Source organism: Methylomonas sp. TEB, from assembly GCF_047777895.1.
Lineage (GTDB): Bacteria > Pseudomonadota > Gammaproteobacteria > Methylococcales > Methylomonadaceae > Methylomonas.
On the sequence record NZ_CP180476.1, the window covers coordinates 1,246,282 to 1,265,076 of the forward strand.

An 18,795-nucleotide genomic window follows, 5' to 3' on the forward strand; every position below is an offset into this window, starting at 1 on the left:
AATTACAAAAGGTTTAACGGAAATATTGTGATGCATAAGATGAATCAAATAAATGCTGGTAGTTGGGCTATTATATCTTTAAGTCGATGATGGTGTCGCTTATTATGTTTAAGTAGTATCGGGCAGTGCCAATAAGATAAATAGTTTGTTGGAGCTGATCGGAATGAAGCGGTGCTTTGTTCTAGAAATTAAAACAGATAGGCATTAAAATAAATTCAACGATTTTTTGAGGAAGCTTATTTTTGAGTAATTTTTAACAATAGTGCAGGCTTCTCGGAAGTTTAGGTGCTGTTTTGTTGAAAGATATTCATTCATTAGCACATATTCTTTTGGGGTCGAATATGCCGCGCCCTGAGGTCTCAGGCTGTGCTGTACAGGAGTCGCATCGATAATCCCCATGGTTTTTTCCGATGCAATCACCTTTATTGGCCAAACGAGGTCATATCCCCATCCCATTGGACTTTCAAGATCAAACGGTAGTAATTCATTTACAATTGATTTATGCATGCTAAATAGCGGGCCAATTTCAACAAAATGTGTTTCGCGTGCGTTTAGCCAAGGCCTGGAAACAACAAATGTATTATCAGCTGTACTGGTTCTCGTGCGGGCGGGTTGAGCCAAGCAAAAGTTTAAATGCTGTTGCCATCCGATAAAAGCATCGAGAAAGTTATCGTCAACAAAAATGTCGTCATCGGTAAAGACAAGATAATCGTATTTGCTTATGTCAACCTCTTCTAGAATTTCATTTAATAGCGTAAATTTTGGTTTAAGCTCAAATATCTGCTTAACCAGAATTAGGTTGGCGTGGTTTTTATATTCGGCTTGGTTGTCTTTTAGAGAGTTTTTAGGGTTCAATGATACCCAGATTTGATCAACCGTACATGCTGTTGATTGATTAAACGCACTTATCAGGTGATTAAATGTGTTTTCTCTGTATTCTAAATATATTCCTAAAATTAGTACCTTCGGTTTGTTTTTAGGCGCATGTTGTATTTTTAGTGGTTTGTGATGGGTAGGGTACCGCATCAATATTTGGGAAATTTTGATTTTTAAATAGCATTTAATTTCGTTTAAATAGTTCACGAATAATTCCTTGGGCCGTCAGCTAGTTGCGAAATGCTGTTCTTAAGGAGGTTGGCCGAACTCAGTTTCCAATTGGAGCAAGGAAACTTATATTCTCATTGAATAAGATCTGCTGTGTTGTTTTGGATAGTCAGCATTTCGCCATTGCTGAATGGCGAATTTTAAAATATTTTTCGCCTATGAATATCCCAATAAAAGCGTTTCAGACGCATGAAATAATGGGGGTAGAACAGAAATGTTTTGCAGCGGATTAACGGAGCGGAAATTAGCGTAAGCCAGTCCTCTAAGGCTGTAGGCGATAATAGTCCCAAACTTCTGACACCGCCTGGCGGCATCTCGATGCCGCGCTCGCGCTTAAATTCCTGCCAAATCTCTATGCCTTTATTGACGGGCTCAACTTGATCTATTTTTCGAGGTTTTTGTTCAAGCCATTCGTCCGGGTTTACGCAAGGTACCGAATCAATTACCGCCACTCCGGTTTCGCGCTCTTCATCGGTCAGAAGGTGTAAATACCACCAATCAGTTCCGAAGGCAATTAAGCCCGGGTCGTAAGTTGCCATAAACCGATCCAGAATAGGCTTAGAGAACATTGGCACGCAGTTTTCCACGAAATTGGTAAGCCTCGCAAATCTGAAATGATTTGCTTTTGTGACTTCATGGCTTATTTTGCCGACGCTCAAGAAACCAGGCTGTAGCAAGACGAGTTTGTAGCGTTCTAAAATGCGGAATAACTGGCTAATTTGGCTGGCGCTCAATTCTATATCGTCGTCAAGTACAAATATTGCCCGATAGGGGGTGAGTAACTCTCCCCAGCGGTTATATATATCGTGTAAATTTGGATATTTGCCGCCTTTTCGCTCGTTGTAAAAATCAGCAACGCTCCGGTGATAATCACTTTCGCCTTCGTATTGAGTAACCCATAAGTCGAAATTTTTTTTGCCCGTGACCCATTTTTTTATATTGGATCGGTCACCGGCTGAGGTGTAAACCAGATAGGGTGAAGACGGAACACCTATTTTAGGTGAGTTTCTATCATCTGATGCCATTGAAACTGCCTCTAATATTTCGTAATGCCACGTTATGAACTTTTTCTTGTTGATTTTGACGTTTGGGGATAGCGTTTAAGTTTGACGGCTTTAGTTTTTTCGGTAGCAGCTGATTGTCCTGAGGCAATGATAAAATATAAACTCAATTGACAGTAGAGTTAATGGTTCGTACGGTTTGCCGAGTCATATTGTTTTTCAATTGCTTAATAGAAAATTTTTTATTTCTGGTAAATGATCTCGTCGTTGGTGCCAATAAATAAGCCGACAATGAGTATAGCTAGTTTCTACGCGGATTCAAAAACCCAGTTTCTGTCGTTTTGGGTCACATGCCGAAACACCAAAATCTCCGAGCAACAGGTCATAAATGAGTCGATCAACTCTTGTTGTTGTCGTCGATAGTACTGCTCTACTGCGCTCGGTATCTGATGTTGAAAAAATAGCTCAAGGGTTTGCAACATGATCACAGAGTTTTGAATGTCACCCATGCGAGTTAACTGGCTTTTCAACAGGCTTGAGTCCATTTCAGCGTGAGTGGAATCAAGGCATTGCGCTGCTAAAAGCGTATAGCGCAATTTTTTAACAGCGATGCGCAGATGATGAATGCTGGCAGGTATGGTGGGATCCAGTGCTTCATAACGATTTATCACTAGGCCATAAATATTGTTAATGGCGCTTGGCAATGCCTGTTCAAGATCGATGTCGGCTGTTTGAGTTTTGAAGTATTTACCGGCTTTTTTCAACTTGCGACGCAGTTTCGGTTGATACAGGGTGGCAATAAATGAATGGTTTTCCAGCAGTAAACGCTGTTCGCAGCGATGCATGTACGCTAAAAAAGGCTCTAGCTCGGGAAGTATAGGCAGGGTCTTGGCCGCCTCGAACAGCATGACCTGGGTATCTCGCAATTCGTCGAAACCGTCGAGTTGCTTTTTCAAAACTTTGCGAATGCTTAGTAATGTGGGTTGTGGCTCCAAGGCATGTAGCAATTCTATCAGCGCCAACAAGCGCCGGGTGCTAATGCGTAATTCGTGGACGTTATCTTCGCTGGCGGTTTGGCGGCAGGCTTTCAAGCGTTTGCGATATTGGCGCCAGTGTCTTTCCAAGGCGTCGAGCAACGGTTTGCCACCGGTATTTTTCATCCGCTAACTTTTACGGCTTTGCAGCTTACGTTTGCGCAAAACCAAGGTAACTATAGGGCCGGATATGGCATAGCCGACCGATAGCAGGAACAGCATTCGCTGTGGTTGCGCCATTATGAAGCTGATAACCAGCATCGCGATAATGGCAACGATGAATGGCACTTTGTTTTTAAAATCGATTTCTTTGAAGCTGGAGTAACGGAAGTTGCTGACCATTAGCAAACCGGTAGTGATGGTGGTTAGTAATACCAGATACTTGATGTTTTCCACGTCATAACCGTTTTCCACGCAGAACCATAATCCACCGGCCAAAATAGCCGCCGCTGCCGGGCTGGGTAGGCCTTGAAAATAGCGTTTGTCGGCCACTTCCACTTGCGTGTTGAAACGCGCCAAACGTAACGCTCCACCGGCCATATGCACAAATGCGGCGAACAAGCCTGCTTGGCCCATGGTGGATAGAGTCCACAAATACATGACAATAGCCGGAGCAACGCCAAACGAAACCATATCGGACAAGCTGTCGTACTGCACGCCGAATTCGCTTTGCGTGTTAGTCAGGCGGGCAACGCGGCCGTCCAAGCCATCCAGTACCATCGCAATGAACATCGCAATCGCCGCTGTTTCGAAACGGCCGTTAATTGCCGAGGTGATTGCATAAAACCCGGCAAACATGGCGCCCGTGGTGAATAGATTGGGCAGTAGGTAAATGCCACGATGACGAGTAAGCGGTTGCTTCTTGATCATAATGTGTCTACAAAGGTTGAAAAGTTGGCGGCATTGTACATGCTGAATATGACAGATGCTTAACTAATGTGGCCCGTTTCGTGGGTATGAGAGAAGGCTTGTGGTTGTTGAGATTGTAGCCCGTATGCCGCGCGCCGAAGCACGGGGTTGAAACGTTGGCGCGATTGATAACTTTTGATTTTCAACCTGGATTTCTGCTGCGCTTCATCTAGGCTACGCTGACTGTCACGTTGACCGGAAGGTTAGGCCAATTTCTGGGGCGGGAAGTCTTCATATGACTTTGGAAAATAGCCCCAGATTCGTGCGACATCCCCCTTTATCTCATAATCAAAGCCGATGCTGGAAAGTTTTGAAGCAATCTCAGCGCTGTGATCAATAATCCTGGGCGGCGTTAAATGCCCCATGAATTCATGCTGATGCAGCCCAATATCAAACCACTCTACGCCAACAAATGGAAATGGTAGATGGTAATGCCACTCGGAATCCCATTCGGAGATATGACCATTTAGCCATTTACTTCTATACGAAGGCCGCCAGCCCGGCTTTTGCCGAAAGTAATTGATTAATTCATTCCACTTTGTGTCATTGGCAAGTGCGCCAAAATACTTGCATTTAGCTTGGAAAATGATCTTGTCTCGGTTAGAACCAAGCGGTGTTGCCGTGGCGTCGGGAAGTTCGCGCATCGAATTGGCCTACCGTAATGTTAATCGGCGCGGCGCTGTTTGCCGCGTCCGGTGGAATGAAGTGTTATATGCATGCTAACCAACTAACTGTCACGACTGCTGTTCATTTTCATTTGCCTCAAAACTTCCACAACACCAACGCCTGCGGCACGCTGTCCTGTAAGCCTTTAATCCCGTATTTGTTATGCCAATACTGGTATTCGATGCCGATATACAAATGGTCGCTATCACCCCATAAGTTGCCGAGGTCTAATCTAAGTTGCGGCTGCGCCAGGGCTTGGCGGGCGGCGGTGTGGTTATGGCCGATGAAGTCGGCAAAGCCTTCGAAGCTCCATTTCGTGCCGGCAATTTCGAACCGCAGTTTCCACACTGGGGTAATCTGCCAGGAGGTGCCGATGTCGGCGGTTTCGGTGACGCGCTGCCGTAAAAAGTCGACGTTGAAATAGTCGAAGCCCGGCAGGTCGAAATCGACGGTAACGCCATAAAGCCAAGCGCGAAAGCCGCTGCGCGAGCTGTTCATGTTTTCCCCAAGGTTGACGCCGGCGGTCACGCCGAAATCCTTGAAAATGCCGTAGGACAAGTCCAAGCCGATGACTTTACCGAGGCTGAAGGTGCTGTATGCCTCGCCGTAAAGATTGGTTTGCGCGGTTTGGCCGGATTCGGTAAACATCGTATCCATGAAGAAGAAGTTGCGGCCGTAAGCCCAGCCGTGGGCGTGGGTGACGGTGATGATGGACTGGCTGACGTCGTTGGCGTTGAACGGTTCCTGGTAGTTGCCGCCATGCAGATATTGGATCTCGCTGTTACTCCATTGCATGAAATCAGCAGGGCAGGGCTGGGCCAAGGTCGCGGTGATGATACCAAGATAAAACCGGTTTAAGCGATAGCGATCAAGCATTTGGCAAAATCCAGCGGGCAAAAAAAAGCCCATCGTGTAGATGGGCTTTAATCCTAGCCGATAAGCTTAGTTTTTGCTTTTATCGACGATTTGGTTAGCTTTGATCCAAGGCATCATGGCCCGCAGTTTAGCACCGACGGTTTCGATAGGATGCTCGGCATTCAGGCGGCGTCTGGCGGTCATTTCAGGGTAGCCGGTTTGGCCTTCCAGGATAAATTGCTTGGCGTATTTACCTTGCTGAATGTCTTCCAGGGCTTGTTTCATGGCCCAACGGCTTTCTTCGTTGATTACTTTTGGGCCGGTGACGTATTCGCCGTATTCCGCGTTGTTAGAGATCGAGTAGTTCATGTTGGCGATACCGCCTTCGTACATCAAATCTACGATCAATTTCAATTCGTGCAGGCACTCGAAGTAAGCCATTTCAGGAGGATAGCCCGCTTCGGTCAGGGTTTCGAAACCGGCTTTCACCAGTTCCACCGCACCGCCGCACAATACCGCTTGTTCGCCGAACAAATCGGTTTCGGTTTCGTCGCGGAACGTGGTTTCGATGATGCCGGAGCGGCCGCCGCCGATCGCAGAAGCGTATGACAAGCAGATGGCTTTGGCCATGCCGGACGCATCTTGATGAATCGCAATCAAATCAGGAATGCCGCCGCCTTTAACAAACTCGGAACGCACGGTGTGACCAGGTGCTTTAGGCGCAATCATGATTACGTCCAGGTCTTTGCGGGGTACGACTTGGTTGTACAGAATCGCAAAACCGTGAGCGAAAGCCAGGGCTGCGCCTTGTTTGATATTGGGTTCGATTTCTTCTTTGTACAGTTTGGATTGAAACTCGTCAGGAGTCAGAATCATCACCACGTCGGCGCCGGCGATGGCTTCCGGTACGTCTTTGACAGTCAAGCCGCTGGCTTGAGCTTTGGCGACGGACGCTGAATTGGCACGCAAGCCGACAACGACGTCAACACCTGAGTCTTTCAGATTGTTGGCGTGCGCGTGGCCTTGTGAGCCGTAGCCGATGATCGCTACTTTTTTGCTTCTGATAACAGAAAGGTCGGCGTCTTTATCGTAATAAACTTGCATAGGTTTTCTCGTTGCTGGGTAAATAATAAATGTTACAGGTGTAAGCCTTTCTCGCCGCGGGAGATGCCGGTTGGACCGGAGCGCACTACTTCAATGATGCTGCCTTCTTCAAAGCCGTGGATAAAGGCGTCCAGTTTGCTGGATTGGCCGGTCATTTCCACCACGTAGCTGTTGGCGGTGACATCGATAATCTTGCCGCGGAAGATGTCGACCATGCGTTTCACTTCTTCGCGGGTATCGTGGCTGGTTTTGATTTTTACCAGCATCAGCTCGCGTTCGATATGCGCGGATTCCGCCAAATCGATCAATTTCACCACGTCGATCAACTTGTTCAGTTGCTTGGTGATTTGCTCGATAATCTCGTCACTGCCGCTGGTAACCAAGGTCATCCGCGACAGGCTGGAATCCTCGGTGGGGGCCACGGTCAAGGATTCGATGTTGTAGCCACGCGCGGAAAATAAGCCCGCGACGCGCGACAAAGCACCGGATTCGTTTTCAATCAGAATTGAAATGATGTGTCTCATTTATGACAACTCCCTGTCTACCGGGGTGCCGGGTGCGACGCGCAATTTCATGTCGTGATGGCCTTTGCCTGCTTCTATCATGGGGTAAACGTTTTCCGTGCGATCCGTGATGAAATCCAGGAATACGGTTCTATCCTTCAATGCGAAGGCTTCTTCCAGAGCACCGCGCACGTCTTCAGGTTTCTCGATCAACATACCGACGTGGCCGTAGGCCTCCGCCAATTTAACGAAGTCGGGGATGGTATCCATGTAGGACTGCGAATACCGGCTTTGATAAGAGAACTCCTGCCATTGCCTCACCATGCCCATGTAGCGGTTGTTCAGGTTGATGATTTTCACCGGCGCGTTGTATTGCAGGGCAGTGGATAGCTCTTGGATACACATCTGGATGCTGGCTTCGCCGGTGATACAGGCGACATTGGCTTCCGGAAACGCCAGTTTCACGCCAATTGCAGCCGGCAAACCAAAGCCCATCGTGCCCAGGCCGCCGGAGTTGATCCAGCGCCGAGGTTTGTCGAAGTGGTAGTACTGCGCGGCATACATTTGATGTTGGCCCACGTCGGAGGTGACGAATGCTTCCCCGCCAGTCACTTGATACAACTGCTCTACGACATATTGTGGCTTGATGACACTACTGGTGCGGTCATAGTCCAGGCAATGTACGTCTCGCCAACTGCCTATCAATTGCCACCAGGATTCCAGCGCTGACTTCGACGGCTTGGTTTTGCTGTCTTTGATCAGCTCTATCATTTGTTCCAGCACCGGTTTGACTTCGCCGACAATCGGCACGTCGACTTTAACGGTTTTGGAAATCGAGGCCGGATCGACGTCGATATGGATAATCTTGGCGTACGGGCAAAACTCAGCCAGTTTGCCGGTGACTCGGTCGTCGAAGCGCGCGCCGACCGCCAGAATGACGTCACTCTCATGCATCGCCATATTGGCTTCGTAAGTACCGTGCATACCCAGCATGCCGACGAACTGTTTGTCGGTAGCTGGATAACCGCCCAAACCCATCAGGGTATTGGTAATCGGATACCCCAGTAATTGGGTCAATTCAGTTAGTTCTTTATGGGCTTCACCGAGAATTACCCCGCCGCCGGAGTAAATCATCGGCCGCTGTGCGGTCAGCAACATGTCTACCGCGCGTTTGATCTGGCCCTTGTGACCGCTTACCACCGGGTTATAAGAACGCATGCTGATCTTTTTCGGGTACTTATAAGGCACCTTGATGTTTGGATCGGTGATGTCTTTCGGCACGTCGACCAATACCGGGCCGGGGCGGCCGGTGGTTGCCACGTAAAAGGCCTTCTTCATGGTTTCGGCCAAATCGTTGACATCCTTGACCAGGAAGTTGTGCTTAACGCAGGGCCGAGTAATGCCCACCGTATCGACTTCCTGGAACGCATCGCTGCCTATTACCGGCGACGGCACTTGGCCCGAGATGATCACCATCGGGATAGAATCCATATACGCGGTGGCAATGCCGGTGACGGCATTTGTCGCGCCTGGGCCCGAGGTGACCAGCACCACGCCCGGTTTGCCGGTGGCGCGCGCATAAGCGTCAGCTGCATGGGCCGCCGCTTGTTCGTGGCGGACCAGGATATGTTTCACTTCGTCTTGATGGAAAATGGCATCATAGATGTGCAAGACAGAGCCACCCGGATAGCCAAATACAAATTCGACACCTTCATCTTTAAGACATTGGACAAGAATATGTCCGCCACTGAGTTCCAATTTTACGTCCTCAAAAAACTAATCGATCGGGGGAAATGCAGATTTTACAAAAAAGGTTGGATAAGCTACTGTTTTTGACCCTTTTCGTCAAGGAAAACCAAGGATTTCACTTGGGTTTTCTTGCCTACAGATAGGTTTTTCCGTTGGAAATTTGGTCAAATTTACAATTGGCGGAGCGGGACAGCGGCATTGTTTAACAGTTTACGCCACGCCAACGATTGGCGAGCACATAAAGGATATTCAAGCTGGATTACCGTACTCTCGATTTGCTCAAACAAAATCATCCGGCGTGGCGGCTACTTAATTCGCCGCATGCGCCACTGGTTGCCGGCTTTTTGAACCGGGTGTTTGTCATCCCAAACCAGCGCTTGATTGCCCAGGCCGATCTTGCCGAGGCCTTGGAAGACGAATTATTCGGCTTGCGGGAACAATTCGGTAACGACATCTTTCCAAAGTCGGCGCTGGACTACCTCAGTGATTGGGCCGGCAACGACAAGGGCTGGCTGCGCAAATTTTATCGCCAAGGCTCGGATGAACCCTATTTCGACCTGACTCCGCCCACCGAAAGAGCCATCGCCTGGCTGGGTAGCTTGACCGAACGCAGCTTCGTCGGCACCGAATCGCGCTTATTAACCTTGTTCGAACTGCTCAAGCAAATCAGCGCAGGCAGCGAAACCGATCCAGAGACCCGTATCGCCGATCTGCGTAAGCGCCGCGCCGACATTGACGCCGAAATCGCCAGAGCCGAAGCCGGCGAACTGACCTTGCTGGACGACACCGCATTGAAAGACCGCTTTCTGCAATTCACCGCGCTGGCCCGCGAACTGCTCGGCGACTTTCGCGAAGTCGAGCATAACTTTCGCGGCCTGGACCGGCGGGTGCGCGAGCGCATCGCCTTGTGGGAAGGCGGCAAGGGCGAATTGCTGCAAGACATCATGGGCGAACGCGATGCCATTGCCGATTCTGACCAGGGCCGTAGCTTCCGCGCCTTCTGGGATTTCCTGATGTCCAGCCGCCGCCAGGAAGAATTATCGGCCTTGCTGGAAAAAGTGCTGGCCTTGCAGCCGGTGGCAGAACTGCGCCCCGAAGCCCGCTTGCGCCGGGTGCATTACGACTGGCTGGAAGCCGGCGAACACACCCAGCGCACCGTCGCCGAACTCAGCCGGCAACTGCGCCGCTTCCTCGACGACCAGGCCTGGCTGGAAAACCGCCGCATCATGGAAATCCTGCACGGCATCGAAGCCAAGGCTTTGGCTCTGCGCGACAATCAACCGTCCGGCGAAGTGATGAACATCGCCGAAGCCGCCGCCAACATCGAACTGCCGATGGAACGGCCGCTGCACACCCCGGCCGTCAAACCGCGCATCGATAGCATCGTCCCGGAAACCGGCGACGACGGCATCGACGCCGCCGCGCTATTCTCGCAAATCGTCATCGACAAGGCGCAACTGGCCCGCCACATCCGCCACGCCCTGCAAGACAAACCGCAAATCACCCTGGCCGAACTCTGCCGTAGTCACCCCTTGCAACACGGTGTGGCGGAACTGGTCGCCTATCTGCAACTGGGCGGGGACAGCTTCAACACCACCGTCGACGAAACCGCCGAAGACGTCATCGTTTGGCAAACGACGGACGGTGAAGGGCGGGAAGTGAGCAAGCAGGCGCGCTTGCCGAGGGTGATTTTTGTCAGGTGACGCGAGCGGCACAGGATGTTCTTATCGAATACGGGGGGGGGCGGAAATCTTTCCAAAATTTAGGCCTATGCTAGGATAGCTGTTGCATATATGCTGGCAATTTTGCATGGCAATTAGAGTGGTTGTAGACACAAATGTCCTGGTTGCCGGCTTGAGCGGCGGTAAAGGGCCAAATTGAGAAGTTCTTCGCCGCAGCCTCCAAGGCGGTTTGCAGTCATCTAGTCCGCGTCGAAGTCTCCGCAGGCATGCTGAAACGAGTCGGCGAACTCTGTACGATGATCTGGCGGAAGCGGAACTCTGTCACTAGCTGGAAAACCATCCCGGTAGGTTCGATGTCAGTGTTTCCGCCGACACCTTCCTCTATTTTGGCCAACTCGAATCCTTGCTTACCGCTCCCGCGATGAAACCGGCAGGAGTTTGGCGTTTAACTTGGAGCAGGCTGTCGATGCTGCTCCGGCTTGCTTCGTGCGGTTTGACGTGCATGGGCGTTATGCTCACGGCAAGGACTATGTTGTGCACGCGCTAGCTTGGCCGGCTTGAATAGTAACAGCCGCGGTGACGATCCTTCCGCAAAGAAGCCGGCGCATCGACACCTGGATTGCGGGTTTTGGCGGTGAAACCCTGATTAAGGGCAGTGGTAGCGTGTAAATTTAAATTTAGTTGGAACGGGGGCATCAAGGCGGGCAATCTAAATACAAGATCGATAGTTCACCCATTAACTCGCAAGGAGAAATAATGAAGCGAAGAAGTACGAAAGAAAACCTTTTGAAGGCATCTGTGGGAGAAGGCGCAGCCAACGACCCCAAGGACGTCCTAATCGTCGAATATCTATTCAATATCTGCAACAGCGTCATTCGCCGGCCGTTTCCGGAATCCGGGCGTTGTTCCACTGATTTGATCATGGAAATTCGGCGCTTTCAGCGCAACGAACTTAGATATCCTCATGCCGACGGGCGCGTCGATCCGGCGGGTAGAACTCTCCACGCCTTGGTCGAAAAAGCGCGGACGCTACGGCCTAAACGTACCGATCTGAACAAATCGTCGCGCCCCTATCTGGCCGGAGGTTCTTGGTGCGGTCCCAGTGGTGAGGTCGCCGGATTATTGGAATTCTTGGAATTTAAAAGGCCGCCTGCCAGCCAGCAAACGCAAGAGCCCGGTACAGCGCACCGCGCGGTTGTTGATAGCTATTTGTCCTTGCGGGAGCGCGCTGCGGCCGACAAGCTTCACCGTCTCAAAGCGGCCGTCAATAGTGGCGGTTCATTTTCCAAGTTGACCGATGCGGATTTTCAGGCCGCGTTGGCGGCTCTGGGTAACGGCATTACCCTGGCCATGGTCAAGGCCTTTGCCGAAGTGGAGTCGGGCGGGAAAAGCGGATTCGGCCCCGCCGGCCTACCGGTCATTGCCTTCGAAGGGCATTGGTTTAGGAAATTGACGAATAAGAAATACGACCAAACGCATCCCATGTTGTCTTACAAATATGTCAAGAAAGCGGGGCCGGAGTGGCAAGCCAATAATAAGGATCAGGAAACGGCCTGGAAAACCCTCAACGACGCCATCTTCTTGGATTCCGACGCCGCGTTGCAGGCTTGTTCGTGGGGTATGTTTCAAGTAATGGGCTTCAACTACAAGGATTGCGGCTTTAGCAAAGTCGATGACTTTGTCGCATCCATGAAAGCGGGCGAACGCGGTCAACTCGATGCTTTCGTTGGCTGGTGCAAGGCCAAACCTGCTCGCTTACAAGCCCTTAAAGACAAGAAATTCGCGACCATTGCGACCTTATACAACGGAGATGATTATGGAAATTATGATGTTTTGCTTGAACAAGCCTACAAGCGCCACGGGGGAAGCTGATCATGTTTAATCGTTTTGGTTTCATTATGGCAATATTGATGGCGACCGATGTCGGAGCCGTCGAAACCAACCAATTTCACTCGGGTGTTTATGAGCAACTCCGCTTGGCGGTGGCGCCGGACGGCCAAATTACCGGTTACTATCGTGAAGAGCAAGGGGAAGGCGTGAGCAAAACCTGCAGCTTTTACCTGCGTGGACAATCAAGTGGAGATTCGGCGTCGCTGACGACATGGAATGTCGATCACTTTCCCGGCGAACTCCGCATCCAGGCCGCCGGAGTCAATTTGAAGGTGGAGCACGGTAACGAACATCCAGGATGCGGAATGCTGTTGCCACCAGCCATCGAACAAGGCCTGAATTACGATAAGGTGACGGAAACTCAATGGACTGAGTTGAGGGTCATATCGAGTCCCAAGACTTACTTCCATTCCGAACCTAAGGCTGACGCCAAACTCAAGTCTTATTTGGTGAAAGGGGATGTTGTTGGCGTGGTGGGTGCCGAGGGAGACTGGCTGCAGGTTGAGTACCCAGGGACAAAGAAAATGATCCGCGGCTGGATCAGTAACAGTGATTTAGCCGTATTTAAGTCAGGTCAATAGTCGTAGGCAAGATTCCCCTCTACGATGCGGGTTTTGCTACCCAGCCATAAACATTTAAATATGGTCAAAGCAGCCATCCCCGTTTATAGCCGGTTGAAAAACCCGTCTGAAGATTCATGGGGCTTTGTTTGTTAAGCGCGTAAAATTCCGTTTTTCCAGTCCAGTTGGTCATGGATAGTGGCATCGAATCACAAAGCAGATTATCTCTGTTGGTTTTAGTTTTGCCCTAAAATACGCGCAATTCAACGCCTGCTCAATCAATACGAGATAAACATGACGGAAACCGACCTAGAGATGGCGCCGCAATACGACCTGTCGGCCTTGGTCATTCCGTTATTGAAAGGCGTGATCTACCAGGAAACCGACGGCGGCCTTTGGAATGCCTTGCTGAATCTGCAAGCCAGGGTGCGGGACTACGTGGCGGTGTTGGGTTTGGAGTTGGTGTTGGATGAGGCCGAGGGTTATGCGTTTTTGCGCTCGCGCCAGATCGATGCCGAGGAAGACGATGCGGCCGCCAAGTTGCCGCGTTTGATCGCGCGGCGGCCGTTGTCGTTTCCGGTCAGCTTGCTGTTGGCGCTACTGCGCAAGCGTTTGGCGGAGTTCGACCGCGGCGGCGGCGAGACTCGGCTGGTCTTGTCGCGCGAGGACATCGTCGAGTTGATCCGGGTGTTTTTGCCGCCACGCAGCAACGAGGCGCGGCTGATCGACCAGATCGAAACTCATATCAACAAGGTGGTCGAACTGGGTTTCTTGCGCAAACTCAAGGCGGCTTCCGGGCAGTCGGCCAATTACGAAGTCAGGCGGATATTGAAAGCTTTTGTCGATGCTCAGTGGTTGTCCGAGTTCGACGCCCGGCTAGCGGAGTATCAAACGCAGTTAGTTAGCGGCGGGGAAGGCGGAGAGTGATTCTGCGCAGATTGCTCTCCATCGCTCTTTCTCGCCGGGATAATCCCGTTAGGCATATCGTGGTTTGTCCCCCTCTTTTGCAAAGAGGGGCTGGGGGAGATTTTCTAAATAAATCCCCCTCGATCCCCCTTTTGCAAAGGGGGAGGCTCCTTAACCTAAGCGGCATTCGCGCAGGGAGGGAGTACGTCCATTCCGTTTTACAGCGTCTTGACCAAAATTCCGCCGCGCCATGACCGCCACTAACGACCTGCAATTCTCCCTGGACTTCGTCGACGACGACGCCTTGTCCGGCTTTCGTTTGCAACGCCTGGAAGTCTATAACTGGGGCACCTTCGACGGCCGGGTTTGGGTCTTGAATTTGAACGGCCGCAACGCGCTGTTGACCGGCGACATCGGTTCCGGCAAATCGACGCTGGTCGATGCGGTGACCACTTTATTGGTGCCGGCTCACCGTATCGCCTACAACAAAGCCGCCGGCGCGGATGCCAAGGAGCGCAGCCTGCGTTCCTATGTGTTGGGTCATTACAAATCCGAGCGCAATGAGGTCAGCGGCAGCGCCAAACCGGTGGCCTTGCGCGGCGACAACAGTTATTCGGTGATCTTGGGCGTGTTCCACAACGCCGGCTACGACCAGACCGTAACTATCGCGCAGGTGTTCTGGATCGCCGACCGCCAGGGTCAACCGGCGCGGCTGTATGCCGGGTGCGAACGCGACTTGAGCATCGCCGCCGACTTCGCCGATTTCGGCAGCGACATAGGTCAATTGCGTAAAAAGTTGCGCGGCCTGGGCGCCGATTTGCACGACAGCTTTCCGCCCTACGGCGCCTGGTTTCGCCGCCGCTTCGGCATCGACAACGAGCAGGCGCTGGAATTGTTCCATCAAACCGTATCGATGAAATCGGTCGGCAATCTGACCGACTTCGTGCGCAGCCACATGCTGGAACCCTCAGAAGTCGCGCCGCGCATCACCGCGCTAATCAATCATTTCGACGACCTTAACCGCGCCCACGACGCGGTCCTGAAGGCCAAACGCCAAGTTGGCTTGTTGACGCCCTTGGTCGGCGACTGCGACAAACACACGCAATTGACCGAACAAACCGAGGAGTTGCGCGCCTGCCGCGAGGCGCTGCGGCCTTATTTCGCCGGTCTAAAGCTCGGCTTGCTGGAAAAGCGTTTGGCCGGTTTGGTCGACGAGTTGAGCAAACAAGGCGCGCAAGTGGAACGCTTGAGCGAACGCAAACAGCAACAGCAAAGCGAGGAACGCGAACTGCGCCGCAATATCGCCGACAACGGCGGCGACCGCATCGAGCGCATCGCCGAGGACATTCTACGTTTGCAAGACGAACTGAGCCGCCGCCGCGACAAGGCCAAACGTCACGAACAACTGGTGCGGACCTTGGACTTGCCGGCCCCGGAAGACGCCGACGCCTTTCTGGCCCAGCAACAGCAATTTGCCGCTTTGCAGGACAGCGCGGCGGCGCGCGAGGCAAATTTGCAGAATCTTGCCAGCGAAACCGGCGTCGCCTTCGCGCAAGGGATGAAGGAACATCAGGCTTTGCAAGCCGAAATCGACAGCCTGAAGGCGCGGCGCAGCAATATCGACGATGTCCAGATCAAACTGCGGCGGATGCTGTGTTCGGCCTTGGGCTTGGCCGAAGACGAGATGCCGTTTGCCGGCGAGCTGATACAGATGCGCGACGAGGAAAGGGGCTGGGAAGGCGCCGCGGAACGTTTGTTGCGCAGTTTCGGCTTGTCGTTGCTGGTGCCGGATAAACATTATGCGGCGGTCGCCGAATGGGTGGACCAGACGCATCTGAAAGGCCGGCTGGTGTATTTTCGGGTAAGGCCCGGGCAGCGCGCCGAACTGCCCAATCTGCATCGCGATTCCTTGGCCCACAAGTTGGCGGTCAAGCCGGATTCGGCATTTTACGACTGGCTGGAGCGGGAAATCGCCCACCGTTTCGACGTCGCCTGTTGCGCGACGCCCGAGCAATTCCGCCGCGAACAAAAAGCCATCACCCGCGCCGGCCAGATCAAGGCGCCGGGCGAACGCCACGAAAAAGATGATCGCCACCGTCTCGACGACCGCAGCCGCTACGTGTTGGGTTGGTCGAACGCCGCCAAGATTGCCGCTTTGGAACATAAAGCCAAGGTTCTGGAAAACCAGTTGGCCGAGCTGGCCGCCCAATTGGCGCAACTGGACAAGGCAGCAACGGCCGTCAAAGAACAATTGAAAACCTTGTCCAAACTGGACGAATACCGCGACTTCCGCGAACTTGACTGGCGGCCGCTGGCCGGTGAAATCGCCAGACTGGAAGACGAAAAGATGCAGTTGGAGTCGGCGTCGGATCTGCTTAAGCAACTCACCGAGAGTTTGAATACCTTGGTCGAGACCTTGCAGGATACCGAGCGGCAGCTGGAGGAGCACAAGGATAGACGTTCGAAAACTGAACAGAAAAAAACCGACGCAGAATTACTGCTGCAACAAACCCAAATGCTGCTCGACGAAGCCGGTGATGCTCATGCCGAGCGTTACCCCAAACTGGAGGCGATGCGGCCGGAAGCCTTGGGCGAACATCATTTGTCGGTGGAATCCTGCGACAACCGCGAACAAGACATGCGAGGCTGGCTGCAGACCCGCATCGAAAACGAGACCAAAAAACTCAATTATTTGCGTGACAAAATCATCGACGCGATGCGCAGCTATTGCGCGGCCTTCCCGTTGGAAACCCAGGAAGTCGATGTCGGCATCGCCGCCGCCCACGAATATCAAACCATGCTGGAAGGCTTACAAAGCGACGACCTGCCGCGCTTCGAGGCCCGCTTCAAGGAATTGCTCAACGAAAACACCATCCGCGAGGTTGCCAACTTTCAGTCGCAACTGGCCCGCGAGCGGGAAACCATCAAGGAGCGCATCGCGCTGATCAACGAATCCTTGACTCAGATCGACTACAACACCAACCGCTTCATCGTGCTGGAAGCGCAACCGACGCCGGACGCCGACGTGCGCGACTTTCAAAGCGAGTTACGCGCCTGCACCGAGGGCGCACTGACCGGTTCCGACGACGAGCAATATTCGGAAAACAAGTTTCTGGAAGTCAAAAAAATCATCGAACGCTTCCGCGGCCGCGAGGGTCAGGCCGAGCAAGACCGGCGTTGGACAGCCAAGGTTACCGACGTGCGCAACTGGTTCAATTTCGGCGCCAGCGAGCGCTGGCGGGAAGACGGTAGCGAGCATGAGCACTATTCTGATTCCGGCGGCAAATCCGGTGGTCAGAAGGAAAAACTGGCTTACACGATTCTGGCGGCCAGCTTGGCTTATCAGTTTGGTTTGGAATGGGGCGCGTTGCGCTCGCGCTCGTTCCGCTTCGTGGTCATCGACGAGGCCTTCGGTCGCGGCTCGGACGAATCGGCGCAATACGGTTTACGGCTGTTCGAAAAGCTCAACTTGCAACTGCTGATCGTCACGCCGCTGCAGAAAATCCACATCATCGAGCCTTACGTCGCGGCGGTCGGCTTCGTCCACAACGAGGAAGGGCGGGCGTCCAAGCTGCGCAATCTGAGCATCGAAGAGTACCGCGCCGAACGCGCGGCACGCGGCGGATGAGCAAGCCGGTCTGGACTTTGCCGGCCGAGTTGCTCGCCGAACTGGACAAACGCTGGCAGCGCGGGCAAATCCTGACGGAAAGCCTGGCGCCGAGCGGCTTGTTTCCGTTGCGGATTCCGTTAAAGTCACCCAGCCCGGCGCAATTGGCCGCCGATTTCACCGCCGTGCAGGTTTGGGTGGAGCCTTGGTTGGCCGTTGACGCCAAGCATTTTGCTGTCGAATGGCGCGACACTAATCATCGGCTGTCGGGGCGTAACCGTTTGCCGGCGGCGGTGGTTTTCGACAAGCCGGACAATGTGGCGGCGTATTTGAAAAAAGCGAAGGAATTGGCGGTTTTCGGGCAATTGGCGGCATCGCTGGTTGACGATTTCGCCGCTCTGCGGCCTTGGTTATTGAAATATCCGTTACGCGCCTTGGAGCACGCCGACGAATGGCAAAAATTGTTGAGCGTGGCCGGCTGGGTCGTCGAGCATCCGCGGCCAGGTATTTATCTACGCCAAATCAGCTTGCCCGGCATCGACAGCAAATTCATCGAAAGCCGCAAGAAGTTGCTCGGCGAATGGCTGGACTTGCTGTTACCGGCCGTGGCGATCGATACCGCGCAAACCGGTGTCGCCGGCTTCGAAGCGCGCTACGGCTTTTTGGCGAAGCCGGCGACGATTCGCTTCCGCTTGCTGGATAGCCGGCTGCGCATCGCCGGCTTGAGCGATCTGACGGTGACCGCCGGGGAATTCGCGACTTTGAATTTGCCGGTCAAGCGGGTATTCGTCACCGAAAACGACATCAACGGCCTGGCATTTCCGAGCGTTCAGGGCAGCATGGTGATTTTCGGCAGAGGCTACGGTTTCGATGCGCTGGCAAAAGCGGAATGGTTGAAGAATAAAGAAATCCATTACTGGGGTGACATCGACACCCACGGCTTCGCTATCCTCAGCCAGTTTCGCCAGCATTTTCCGCAAGCCCAATCCTTGCTGATGGACGAGGCCACTTTAATCGCGCATCGCTCGCAATGGGTCGAAGAAGCTAGCCCGATTAACGCCGAATTGGCTTATTTGACAGTGGACGAGGGGGCGCTATACGACGTGTTGCGGGATCATCGCTACGGTCGCGGGGTGCGCCTGGAACAGGAGTATGTCAGCTTCGCGTTACTGTCGGAACGGCTGGCGGCGCTGGATTTGGCGGCTGGCGGCGAGGGCGCGTAGCG

15 protein-coding genes are annotated in these 18,795 nt (G+C 52.7%); 6 read left to right on the top strand and 9 right to left on the bottom strand.

The features are described 5' to 3' along the window. Positions 1 to 204: 204 nt before the first annotated feature. From ACMXD4_RS05690 to ACMXD4_RS05730, 9 genes are all read right to left on the bottom strand, one after another. Positions 205 to 1,083, bottom strand: a complete 879-nt coding sequence (locus ACMXD4_RS05690; protein WP_415880114.1) for a hypothetical protein — start codon at positions 1,081 to 1,083, stop codon at positions 205 to 207. A 161-nt stretch (positions 1,084 to 1,244) separates the two neighbouring features. Beyond that, positions 1,245 to 2,129 carry a hypothetical protein gene (locus ACMXD4_RS05695; RefSeq protein ID WP_415880115.1) on the bottom strand — a complete coding sequence of 295 codons (885 nt, stop codon included), beginning with the start codon at positions 2,127 to 2,129 and terminating at the stop codon, positions 1,245 to 1,247. A gap of 284 nt (positions 2,130 to 2,413) precedes the next feature. After that, positions 2,414 to 3,265 (bottom strand): CHAD domain-containing protein, encoded by an 852-nt coding sequence (locus ACMXD4_RS05700; protein WP_415880116.1) that lies wholly within the window; start codon positions 3,263 to 3,265, stop codon positions 2,414 to 2,416. Positions 3,266 to 3,268: 3 nt separating this feature from the next. Continuing rightward, positions 3,269 to 4,009, bottom strand: a complete 741-nt coding sequence (gene pssA, locus ACMXD4_RS05705) for a CDP-diacylglycerol--serine O-phosphatidyltransferase (RefSeq protein ID WP_033158857.1) — start codon at positions 4,007 to 4,009, stop codon at positions 3,269 to 3,271. A gap of 242 nt (positions 4,010 to 4,251) precedes the next feature. Then, on the bottom strand, positions 4,252 to 4,692 hold the full coding sequence (locus ACMXD4_RS05710) for a DUF6678 family protein (protein ID WP_319961199.1): 441 nt from the start codon (positions 4,690 to 4,692) through the stop codon (positions 4,252 to 4,254). A 118-nt stretch (positions 4,693 to 4,810) separates the two neighbouring features. Next, positions 4,811 to 5,590: an outer membrane protein OmpK gene (locus ACMXD4_RS05715; RefSeq protein WP_415880117.1), complete on the bottom strand. Its 780-nt coding sequence runs from the start codon at positions 5,588 to 5,590 to the stop codon at positions 4,811 to 4,813. A gap of 66 nt (positions 5,591 to 5,656) precedes the next feature. Continuing rightward, positions 5,657 to 6,673 carry a ketol-acid reductoisomerase gene (gene ilvC / locus ACMXD4_RS05720; protein ID WP_033158860.1) on the bottom strand — a complete coding sequence of 339 codons (1,017 nt, stop codon included), beginning with the start codon at positions 6,671 to 6,673 and terminating at the stop codon, positions 5,657 to 5,659. A 32-nt stretch (positions 6,674 to 6,705) separates the two neighbouring features. Continuing rightward, positions 6,706 to 7,197: an acetolactate synthase small subunit gene (ilvN, locus tag ACMXD4_RS05725; protein WP_101051816.1), complete on the bottom strand. Its 492-nt coding sequence runs from the start codon at positions 7,195 to 7,197 to the stop codon at positions 6,706 to 6,708. Next, positions 7,198 to 8,934 carry an acetolactate synthase 3 large subunit gene (locus ACMXD4_RS05730; protein WP_415880118.1) on the bottom strand — a complete coding sequence of 579 codons (1,737 nt, stop codon included), beginning with the start codon at positions 8,932 to 8,934 and terminating at the stop codon, positions 7,198 to 7,200. Positions 8,935 to 9,200: 266 nt separating this feature from the next. Here ACMXD4_RS05730 and ACMXD4_RS05735 point away from each other — a divergent pair, with 266 nt between their 5' ends. From ACMXD4_RS05735 to ACMXD4_RS05760, 6 genes are all read left to right on the top strand, one after another. Then, complete coding sequence (locus ACMXD4_RS05735; protein WP_415880119.1) at positions 9,201 to 10,628, top strand: DUF3375 domain-containing protein; 1,428 nt, start codon at positions 9,201 to 9,203, stop codon at positions 10,626 to 10,628. Between the two features lie 735 nt (positions 10,629 to 11,363). Continuing rightward, positions 11,364 to 12,479, top strand: a complete 1,116-nt coding sequence (locus ACMXD4_RS05740; protein ID WP_415880120.1) for an N-acetylmuramidase family protein — start codon at positions 11,364 to 11,366, stop codon at positions 12,477 to 12,479. Positions 12,480 to 12,481: 2 nt separating this feature from the next. Beyond that, a complete protein-coding gene (locus ACMXD4_RS05745; RefSeq protein WP_415880121.1) occupies positions 12,482 to 13,078 on the top strand; it encodes an SH3 domain-containing protein in 597 nt (198 codons plus the stop codon). A 273-nt stretch (positions 13,079 to 13,351) separates the two neighbouring features. Then, positions 13,352 to 13,984: a DUF4194 domain-containing protein gene (locus ACMXD4_RS05750; protein ID WP_415880122.1), complete on the top strand. Its 633-nt coding sequence runs from the start codon at positions 13,352 to 13,354 to the stop codon at positions 13,982 to 13,984. 229 nt (positions 13,985 to 14,213) lie between these two features. Further along, positions 14,214 to 17,591 carry an ATP-binding protein gene (locus tag ACMXD4_RS05755; protein WP_415880123.1) on the top strand — a complete coding sequence of 1,126 codons (3,378 nt, stop codon included), beginning with the start codon at positions 14,214 to 14,216 and terminating at the stop codon, positions 17,589 to 17,591. Then, on the top strand, positions 17,588 to 18,793 hold the full coding sequence (locus tag ACMXD4_RS05760) for a Wadjet anti-phage system protein JetD domain-containing protein (protein ID WP_415880124.1): 1,206 nt from the start codon (positions 17,588 to 17,590) through the stop codon (positions 18,791 to 18,793). The genes ACMXD4_RS05755 and ACMXD4_RS05760 overlap by 4 nt, the downstream gene beginning before the upstream one ends. The last annotated feature ends 2 nt before the right edge of the window (positions 18,794 to 18,795 follow it).

Excerpts from the sequence above, each read along its gene's own strand:
- ACMXD4_RS05710 (WP_319961199.1), bottom strand. The coding sequence starts at position 4,692 with ATGCGCGAACTTCCCGACGCCACGGCAACACCGCTTGGTTCTAACCGA.
- ilvN (WP_101051816.1), bottom strand. The coding sequence starts at position 7,197 with ATGAGACACATCATTTCAATTCTGATTGAAAACGAATCCGGTGCTTTG.
- ACMXD4_RS05700 (WP_415880116.1), bottom strand. The coding sequence starts at position 3,265 with ATGAAAAATACCGGTGGCAAACCGTTGCTCGACGCCTTGGAAAGACAC.
- ACMXD4_RS05695 (WP_415880115.1), bottom strand. The coding sequence starts at position 2,129 with ATGGCATCAGATGATAGAAACTCACCTAAAATAGGTGTTCCGTCTTCA.
- ACMXD4_RS05745 (WP_415880121.1), top strand. The coding sequence starts at position 12,482 with ATGTTTAATCGTTTTGGTTTCATTATGGCAATATTGATGGCGACCGAT.
- ACMXD4_RS05715 (WP_415880117.1), bottom strand. The coding sequence starts at position 5,590 with ATGCTTGATCGCTATCGCTTAAACCGGTTTTATCTTGGTATCATCACC.
- ACMXD4_RS05750 (WP_415880122.1), top strand. The coding sequence starts at position 13,352 with ATGACGGAAACCGACCTAGAGATGGCGCCGCAATACGACCTGTCGGCC.
- ACMXD4_RS05755 (WP_415880123.1), top strand. The coding sequence starts at position 14,214 with ATGACCGCCACTAACGACCTGCAATTCTCCCTGGACTTCGTCGACGAC.
- ACMXD4_RS05760 (WP_415880124.1), top strand. The coding sequence starts at position 17,588 with ATGAGCAAGCCGGTCTGGACTTTGCCGGCCGAGTTGCTCGCCGAACTG.
- ilvC (WP_033158860.1), bottom strand. The coding sequence starts at position 6,673 with ATGCAAGTTTATTACGATAAAGACGCCGACCTTTCTGTTATCAGAAGC.
- pssA (WP_033158857.1), bottom strand. The coding sequence starts at position 4,009 with ATGATCAAGAAGCAACCGCTTACTCGTCATCGTGGCATTTACCTACTG.
- ACMXD4_RS05740 (WP_415880120.1), top strand. The coding sequence starts at position 11,364 with ATGAAGCGAAGAAGTACGAAAGAAAACCTTTTGAAGGCATCTGTGGGA.